An 8,468-nucleotide genomic window follows, 5' to 3' on the forward strand; every position below is an offset into this window, starting at 1 on the left:
CGAGCGGATCGCCGGCGCGCAGCTGGTCGCCAACCCGGGATGCTATCCCACCGCGGCCATCCTGGCGCTGGCGCCCCTGCTGCGGCGCGGCCTGGCGGCGGGGCCGGTGATCGTCAACGCGGCGTCGGGGGTCACGGGTGCGGGGCGCTCGCCCAAGCGCGAGCTGCTGTTCGCCGAGGTGGCCGAGGGGTTCAGCGCCTACGCCGTGGGCAACGTGCACCGGCACCTGGCCGAGATGCGGTCGCAGGCGGCGGGTGTCACGGGGGGACGGGCGCCGGACCTGGTGTTCACCCCGCACCTGCTGCCTGTGCGTCGCGGCATCCTGGAAACGATATACGTGCCGCTGAACGAGCCGCTGTTCGGCGACCCGGTCGGAATGTGGATGGATGATTATGCATCCGAGCCCTTCGTGCGGGTGTTGAGCGGACGCATGCCGTCGCTGGCGGATGCGGTGGGCTCCAACCGCGTGGCCATCGGGGTGACGGCCGTCCAGGACGTGGCGGCTCCGATGCTGATCGTGGTCGCGGCCATCGACAACCTGGTGAAGGGCGCGGCCGGGCAGGCGGTGCAGAACCTCAACCTGATGTTCGGATGGCCCGAGACGGAGGCGCTGGCGTGAGGGTCGTCAAGGTGGGCGGCAACCTGGCCGAGGACGCCGCGTGGATGCGGTCGGTGGCGGAATCCGTCACCGCGTCCGCCGTCCCCACCCTCCTCGTCCACGGCGGCGGCAAGGAAGTCAGCCAGCTGCAGCGCGCGATGGGCGAAGAGCCGGAGTGGGTGGACGGGCTGCGGGTGACCACGCCCATCGCCCTCGACGCCGTGCGCATGGTGCTGAGCGGTGTGGTCAACAAGCGCTGGGTTTCCGCGCTGCTGGATGCCGGGGTGGATGCGGTGGGCGTGTCGGGTGAGGACGGCGGGCTGCTGGTGGGCCGGACGATCCGCGGCGGCGCGCTGGGGCGCGCGGGGGAGCTGGTGTCGGTGCGGACGGAGCTGCTGCACGCGTGGATGGAGCAGGGGCTGACGCTGGTGATCTCGCCCGTGTCGCGCTGCACGGACGGTGGCGGGTTGAACGTGAACGCCGACGATGCCGCCGCGGCCATCGCCGCCACCCTGGGCGCGGAAGAGCTGCTTTTCGTCTCCGACGTCCCCGGCGTGCGCCGCGCGGGCGAGTGGCTGGGGTCGCTGGGCGGCGCCGAGGCCGAGGCGCTGGCCGCCTCGGGCGAGGCGTCGGGGGGAATGCTTCCCAAGCTGCGCGCGGCCTTCACGGCGGCGGCGGCCGGGGTGGCGGGGGTACGGATCGGGGGCGTGGGGATGCTGACGGACCTGGCCGCGGGAACGCGGATCGAACCTGCACGGGAGATGGCCGATGCTGGCTGCTGACAGGCAATCCGCCCTGCTGGGCGTCTACAGGCCCGCCGGCCCGGCCTTCGTGGCGGGTGAGGGATGCTGGCTGACGGGCGACGACGGGCGCCGCTACCTGGACTTCACCAGCGGCATCGCGGTGAACGCCCTGGGCTACGGCGATCCGGACGTGTCGGCCGCCATCCGCGGCGCGCTGGACGCCGGCATCCTCCACACGTCCAACCTCTTCCGCACCGCCCCCGCGGGCGAGCTGGCCGGGTGGCTGACGGCACACTCGTTCGCCGACCGCGTGTTCTTCTGCAACAGCGGCGCGGAGGCCAACGAGGGGGCCATTAAGTTCGCCCGCCGCTGGGCGGGGGAGAGGGACGAGATCATCGCGTTCCGTGGCGGCTTCCATGGCCGGACGATGGGCGCGCTCGCCCTGACCGACCGCCCCGCCTACCAGGAGCCGTTCCGCCCGCTGATGCCGGGCGTGCACTTCGCCGAGGTGGGCGACGTGGACGGGGTGAGGGCTCTGCTGCAGACCGGGCGCGTGGCGGCCGTCATCATCGAGCCCATCCAGGCCGAGGGTGGCGTGCGCACGGTGGCGCCCGGGTTCCTGCAGGCACTCCGCGCCCTGTGCACCGAGCACGGCGCGCTGCTGATGCTGGACGAAGTGCAGACGGGGCTGGGCCGCACGGGAACGCTGTGGGCGCACGAGGCGGCGGGGATCACGCCGGACGTGATGACGCTGGCCAAGCCCCTCGCCGGCGGCCTGCCGATGGGCGCCGTGCTGGTGACGGAAACCGTGGCCGCAGCGCTGAAGCCGGGCGACCACGGCAGCACCTTCGGCGGGGGGACGCTCGTAGCGTCGGCCGCGCTGGCCACGTGCCGCAAGATCGGCGCGGAGCCGTTCATGGCCGAGGTGCGCCGCAAGAGCGAGCTGCTGGCGGACCTGCTGGGCGCGCTGGCGCTCCGCCGCCCCGGCATCCGCCAGGTGCGCGGCGCGGGGCTGATGTGGGGGATCGAGACGGACGACGCGGCCGGGATCGTGGGCCGCGCGCTGGAGGCCGGGCTGCTGCTGTGCACTGCCGGCCCGGACGTGGTGCGGCTGCTTCCGCCGCTTGTGATCGGGGACGACGAACTGCGCCAGGGCATCGCGATCCTGGAAGGAGCGATGGAGTGCTGATCCAGATTGCGCCCGCCGCCGCGGCGGCGGGCATCGACGTCACCCCGGTAACCCCCGGGTCGCCGGTGACGGTGCGCCCCGCGCGCATCGCCGACATGCTGGCGGTGGAGCCGCTGATCAACCACTTCGCCGCGCAGAACCTGATGCTCCCCAAGACGCCGGAGCAGCTGGTTCGCCTGTTCCGCGAATTCGTGGTGGCGACGGACGAGAACGGGCGCCTGCTGGGGTGCGGCGGCCTGCGCATCTTTTCGCCCGAGCTGGCGGAAATCATCTCCCTGGCCGTGAGCCCCGCGGCGCAGGGGCTGGGGCTGGGCGGGCGCATCGTGGAGCGGCTGGTGGAAGACGCCGAGACGCTGGGCATCACCACCGTCTTCGCGCTCACGCTGCGCGACGGCTTCTTCCACCGCCTGGGCTTTCGCACCGTGAACAAGGAGATGTTCCCGGCCAAGGTGTGGGCCGACTGCCGGAACTGCTCCAAGCTGCACGCCTGCGACGAGATCGCGGTCTACAGGGAAGTGCGAAGGTAACAAAGTGCGAAAGTACTAAGTGCGAAAGTGCGAAAGTAACTGCTCGCGGTGCTGGTCCACTTTCGCACTCTCGCACTCTCGCACTCTCGCACTTTCGCACTGTCCTGATCCACGCCGTGGGAACGCGGCGAACCAAACGCAAACAGCATCGCCAGGGAGACCCCCATGCAGACCCCCCGCGTCGTCCTCGCCTACTCGGGCGGACTGGATACCTCCATCATCGTGCCCTGGCTCCGTGAAAACTACGGCGCCGAAGTGATCTGCGTGGCCGCCGACGTGGGCCAGGGCGAAGAGCTCAGCGGGCTCGAGGCCAAGGCACTCGCCTCGGGCGCCGCCGCCTGCTACGTGCAGGACCTGCGCGAGGCGTTCGTCACCGGGTACGTGTGGCCCACGCTGCGCGCCGGTGCCGTCTACGGCCGCAAGTACCTGCTGGGGACGTCGATGGCGCGCCCCATCATCGCCAAGGCGCAGGTGGAGATCGCCCGGCAGGTGGGCGCCACGCACCTGGCCCACGGCTGCACCGGCAAGGGCAACGACCAGGTGCGTTTCGAACTCACCTACGCCGCGCTCGCGCCAGACCTTCCGGTGATCGCGCCGTGGCGGGAGTGGAACATCCGCTCGCGCGAAGACGCCCTGGCGTACGCGGCGGAGCACAAGGTGCCCGTCGTCGCCACGCGGGAGAAGATCTACTCGCGGGACGCCAACCTGTGGCACGTGAGCCACGAGGGCGGCCCGCTGGAAGACCCCGCGCACGAGCCCGGGAGCGACCTGTTCCTGCTGACGAAGTCGCCCGAGGAGGCGTCGGCGCGCGCGGAATACGTCACCATCGGCTTTCACGAGGGTTACCCGGTCTCGGTCAACGGGCAGGAGCTGGGGCCCGTGGAATTGATCGCGGCGCTGAACACCATCGGCGGGGCGCACGGCGTCGGGCGTATCGACCTGGTGGAAGACCGGCTGGTGGGGATGAAGTCGCGCGGCATCTACGAGACGCCCGGCGGCACCCTGCTGTACGCCGCGCACTCGGAGCTGGAGCAGCTGACGCTGGACCGGCGCACGCTGAGCCTCAAGGACATGGTGGCCCCGCGCTACGCCGACCTGGTGTACGAGGGCCGCTGGTGGACCACGGAGCGCGAGGCGATGGACGCGCTGGTGAACACCACGCAGCGCCGCGTGACGGGATCGGTGCGCCTGAAGCTGTACCGCGGCAACGTGGCCATCGCCGGCCGCTGGTCCGCCAACTCGCTGTACGACGAGCGCTTCGTAACGTTCGGCGAGGACGACGTGTACGAGCAGTCCGACGCGGCGGGGTTCATCCGCCTGTTCGGCCTTTCCAGCCGCGTGGCCGCGCTCAAGGAGCAGGAGGCCACGCTGGCGCCCACCCTTGCCGCCGCGGACTGAACATGGCCTGCACTCCCACCGCGCCGGCGCAGAACGCCCCGGCGGTACCCGGCGCCCGCATGTGGGGCGGGCGCTTCTCGTCCGGGCCGGCGCCCGAGATGGACCGGCTGAACCGCTCCCTGCCGGTGGACCGCCGCCTGTGGCGCCACGACGTGGCCGGCAGCCGCGCATGGGCCGCCGCGCTGGGTGCCGCGGGGGTGATCGACCCCGCCGAGGCCGCCGATCTGCGCGCGGGTCTCGACGCGGTGGCGGCGCGCCTGGAGTCGTGGTCCGAAGCCGACTGGGCGGCGGCCGGTGACGAGGACGTCCACACGCTGGTGGAGCGGCTGCTGGGCGACGAGATCGGCCCCACGGCCGGCAAGCTGCACACGGGGCGCTCGCGCAACGACCAGGTAGCGACCGACTTCCGCCTGTGGGCGCTGGAGGCGGTCAAGACGCTCGATGCCGCCCTGCGCGACGTGCAGCTGGCGCTGGTGGAGCAGGCGGAGCAGCACGTGGCGACGGTGATGCCGTCGTACACGCACATGCAGCGCGCGCAGCCCGTGTCCGCCGCGCACTGGCTGCTGTCGCACGCGTGGCCGCTGGCGCGCGACCGCGAGCGGCTGGCGGACGCGGGGGACCGTGTGTCCGTGCTGCCGCTGGGGTCGGGCGCCATCGCGGGGTGCCCGTTTCCGGTGGATCGCGTGCTGTTGAAGGAGTCGCTGGGCTTTCGGGCCGTGTCGCCGAATTCGGTGGATGCGGTGGCGGACCGCGACTGGGTGGCGGAACTGCTGTTCGTGGCGGCGATGGCAGGCGTGCACCTGTCGCGCCTGGCCGAAGACCTGGTGCTCTTCGCGTCGTCGGAATTCGGCTTCGTGCGGCTGAGCGACCGCTTCAGCACGGGCTCGTCGCTGATGCCGCAGAAGCGCAATCCCGACGCGCTGGAGCTGGCGCGCGGCAAGGCCGGGCGGCTGATCGGCGACCTCACCGGCATGCTCGCGCTCCTCAAGGGGTTGCCGTCGGGCTACAACAAGGACCTGCAGGAAGACAAGTCGGCGCTCTTTTCCGCCTTCGATGCGCTCACGGACGTGCTGCCGGCGGTGGCGGGAACCATCCGGTCGATGACGATCGATGCGGCGCGGTGCGCGGGCGCGGTCGACTCGGCCATGCTGGCGACGGACCTGGCCGACTTCCTGGTGCGCGAGGGCGTGCCCTTTCGAGAGGCCCATGGAGCCGTCGGCCGGCTGGTGCGCGCGGCCGAGGCGCTGGGATGTCCGTTGAGCGCGCTTCCCCGCGAGGTGTTCGTGGAGGTGAGCCGCGAGTTTGCGTCCGCCGACCTGGATTCGCTGTTCAGCGCCACGGCGTCCATCGAGGCGCGCGCCAGCGAGGGGGGTACCTCACCCGCCTCCGTTCGTACCCAGATCGCGGCGTTGCTCGGACAGATCTGAACTGCAGTTTCACGCAGAGGTCGCAGAGGGAAAAGAGAGGACGCAGAGGGCAGCCACGGCCCCTCTGCGTCCTCTCTGTCTTCTCTGCGCCCTCTGCGTGATGCTGTTTGGTTTTGGAGTTGCGTGATGGCGGAGGCATGACGATCGTCCGCGGCTATCAGGATCCCGCACTCCGCGCCCGCGTGGTGCGTTCCATCCCCCTGCTCTACGCCGACGGTGCCGATCCCGCGCTCGACCGGCCCGCTCACGTGCGCGCGGGGTCAGGCATCGCGTGGATCGGCGGCGTGCTCGCGGTCGTGCAGGACGATTCCAACTTCATCGCCCTCGTCGATCCCGAATCCTGTGGCGTCCGCTCGCTCACTCTGCCGGCGGGGGAGGGCGGCGTGCGCCTGTTCGGGCCCGATCGCGGAAACAAGCAGTTCAAGCTCGATCTGGAGGCGTGCGTCACCCTGCCCGACGGCGCCGGCGAGATGCTGGTCGCGTTCGGGTCGGGCAGCGCGCCCAACCGCGAGCGGATCGTGATGGTGCGCGGCATCCCCCAGGCGCCATCGGTGGAGGTGTGCGACGCCTCCGCGTTCTATGCGCTGCTGCGGGGCGCGCACGAGTTCTCGGGGAGTGAAATGAATGTGGAGGGCGCGGCCTGGCGCTACGATCGCCTGCTCCTCTTCAACCGCGGGAACGGCGCGGCGGTGGATGGCCGCGACCCTGTGGATGCCACATGTGAGGTCGATTGGGAACGCCTGCGTGCGCACCTGCTGGACGGGAACGCGCCGCCGCCGGCGCCGGAGCACATCACGCGCTATGAACTGGGCGATATCGATGGATGGCGGCTCACGTTCACGGATGCGTCCGTGGTCGGCGACGCGCTCCTCTTTGCCGCCACGGCCGAGGCGTCCCCCAACACCTACGACGACGGTCCGGTGGCGGGCTCGGCGCTGGGCATCATCGACGGGTCGCGTGCGCGATGGACGGTGATCGAGGACGCGGTCGGAGGACGCTTCGACGGCAAGGTCGAGGGCATCGCCCCGGGTTCGCGGCCGGGCACCGTGCTGGTCGTCATCGACCGCGACGACCCGAATCTGCCCTCCGAATTGTGCGAGGTGGAGCTGGCCGGACCATGGGCCTCCGACTGAAACCGCCACAGGTTGCAGCGCCTTCTAAGTCGATGCAGGTATGGGATTTGCCTGATTCCGCCCGGCTGTCGGAGAACCTGCTACGGAGTCAGATGATGGCACTGCGCGAATTCATCGATGCGAGGGGAGTGGCCTGGAAGGCCTGGGACGTTCCGCCGTGGCGCGTCTTCACGGAAATGCGCTCCAGCGGCGAACGCCGGGTGCGTCAGGTCCCGGGCTACACGCCGGAGCGCCGGCAGAGCCGCGAGCGGCGCCGGCGGACCGCCGCGCCCGGGCTGGAGCGCGGCTGGGTGTGCTTCGAGTGCGCCGAAGAAAAGCGCCGCCTGATCCCGCCGCCGCCCAACTGGGACGCGGTGACGGAAGCGGAGCTGGCGGACCTGTGCTCCAGGGCCAGTCCCGCGCCCGTCCAGCACTAAGCGAAATGGCGCTTCGTGGGTTCCAGCAGGGAGGCGTGCACTGGCAGGTGTGGAGCGTGATCCCCGGAACGCGAAAGGACGGCGAACGGCGCGGGGGGCGCGACCGCCGCAGCCCCGACCCGGTGTTCCTGTACCGCGGGGCGGACCGCCGCAAGGCTGCTGATCGCCGCAATGCCGCCGCCACCGTTTCGGCGGCGTTCGCGGGGGGGTGGCTGGTGTTCCAGGCCCCCCACGAGCGCCGCCGCCTGGCTCCGATCCCGGCGGACTGGGAAGCTCTCTCCAGCGACGACCTCGCCCGCCTGTGCGAGCGGGCCACGCGGGTCCACGGGCTTTCGGACGGGTGACCCGGGTCCGGCCGCCGAAACTCCCCCGGCAGGCGTCAGCCGGGCGTTCAGTACGTGATCACGAAGCTTCCGTAGAAGCCTGCATCACCCTGTAGCACCGCTCGCACTCCGACGTCGTCTTTCACGATCCCGCATGTATAGAACGAGTCGCCGCTGATCTGTAGATAGGGGCCGGCCGGCGCGTCGGAGATGTAGCACTGAACCGAGGGCAGCGTGTTGTTCGCGCTCGCGGCCGCGGGGAGGTAGTTCGTGAAAAGGGTCTGGCTGGCTGGAATGATCGCCTGGTAGAACAGTCGGTTGATTGCGCCCGCCGGTCCGGCGGGCCCCTGGGCACCGGGTTGCCCGGCGGGACCTTGCGGGCCCACTGGACCAGCGGGGCCGGCAGGTCCTTGGGGACCCGTGGGGCCGGCAGGTCCTTGCGGACCAGCAGGTCCGGCAGGGCCCGTCGGCCCCTCGCACGCGACGAGGGGGACCATGAACGCCAGGATCAATGCGGTGCGTCTCAGTTCCATGGAATGCGAACTCCCGTGTGTTGGCGCGGTGTGAAGGCCGACCCGCTCCTGCGCGGACCGGCTCTGGCAGGACCTTGGGCGACGCTCAGGTGTTGCCTGTCGGAGAAGCTCGGCATCACCCGCAAGGAAGTAGATGACTGCGTCCCCTCTCGTCCGGACGCCGTGGCCGCACGATCAACTT

General features: G+C 71.0%; 10 protein-coding genes. 9 read left to right on the forward strand and 1 reads right to left on the reverse strand.

From position 1 onward, the window contains the following. The 9 genes from VIB55_RS02975 to VIB55_RS03015 all read left to right on the forward strand — a co-directional run. Positions 1-619: Asd/ArgC dimerization domain-containing protein (locus VIB55_RS02975; RefSeq protein ID WP_331875176.1), on the forward strand; the 619-nt coding region annotated here is incomplete at its 5' end. Beyond that, the gene (gene argB, locus VIB55_RS02980) at positions 616-1,380 is read left to right on the forward strand and encodes an acetylglutamate kinase (protein WP_331875177.1); all 765 of its coding nucleotides are present in this window, start codon (positions 616-618) and stop codon (positions 1,378-1,380) included. The genes VIB55_RS02975 and argB, both read left to right, overlap by 4 nt. Beyond that, positions 1,367-2,530, forward strand: coding sequence for an acetylornithine/succinylornithine family transaminase (locus tag VIB55_RS02985; RefSeq protein WP_331875178.1), 1,164 nt, complete (start codon positions 1,367-1,369; stop codon positions 2,528-2,530). The genes argB and VIB55_RS02985 overlap by 14 nt, the downstream gene beginning before the upstream one ends. Continuing rightward, on the forward strand, positions 2,524-3,057 hold the full coding sequence (locus VIB55_RS02990) for an N-acetyltransferase (RefSeq protein WP_331875179.1): 534 nt from the start codon (positions 2,524-2,526) through the stop codon (positions 3,055-3,057). Before VIB55_RS02985 ends, VIB55_RS02990 begins: the two co-directional genes overlap by 7 nt. 147 nt (positions 3,058-3,204) lie before the next feature. Further along, positions 3,205-4,455 carry an argininosuccinate synthase gene (locus VIB55_RS02995; protein WP_414680950.1) on the forward strand — a complete coding sequence of 417 codons (1,251 nt, stop codon included), beginning with the start codon at positions 3,205-3,207 and terminating at the stop codon, positions 4,453-4,455. A gap of 2 nt (positions 4,456-4,457) precedes the next feature. Then, positions 4,458-5,882 carry an argininosuccinate lyase gene (gene argH / locus VIB55_RS03000; RefSeq protein ID WP_331875181.1) on the forward strand — a complete coding sequence of 475 codons (1,425 nt, stop codon included), beginning with the start codon at positions 4,458-4,460 and terminating at the stop codon, positions 5,880-5,882. A 137-nt stretch (positions 5,883-6,019) separates the two neighbouring features. Beyond that, a complete protein-coding gene (locus VIB55_RS03005) occupies positions 6,020-7,015 on the forward strand; it encodes a DUF6929 family protein (protein WP_331875182.1) in 996 nt (331 codons plus the stop codon). Between the two features lie 95 nt (positions 7,016-7,110). Then, the gene (locus tag VIB55_RS03010; protein ID WP_331875183.1) at positions 7,111-7,431 is read left to right on the forward strand and encodes a hypothetical protein; all 321 of its coding nucleotides are present in this window, start codon (positions 7,111-7,113) and stop codon (positions 7,429-7,431) included. Between the two features lie 5 nt (positions 7,432-7,436). Further along, positions 7,437-7,775 (forward strand): hypothetical protein, encoded by a 339-nt coding sequence (locus VIB55_RS03015; RefSeq protein WP_331875184.1) that lies wholly within the window; start codon positions 7,437-7,439, stop codon positions 7,773-7,775. A 47-nt stretch (positions 7,776-7,822) separates the two neighbouring features. On the opposite strand, the gene VIB55_RS03020 is transcribed toward VIB55_RS03015, so the two are convergent. Beyond that, a complete protein-coding gene (locus VIB55_RS03020) occupies positions 7,823-8,140 on the reverse strand; it encodes a hypothetical protein (protein WP_331875185.1) in 318 nt (105 codons plus the stop codon). Between the last annotated feature and the right edge of the window lie 328 nt (positions 8,141-8,468).

It is taken from the genome of Longimicrobium sp. (assembly GCF_036554565.1).
Taxonomy (GTDB): Bacteria; Gemmatimonadota; Gemmatimonadetes; order Longimicrobiales; family Longimicrobiaceae; genus Longimicrobium.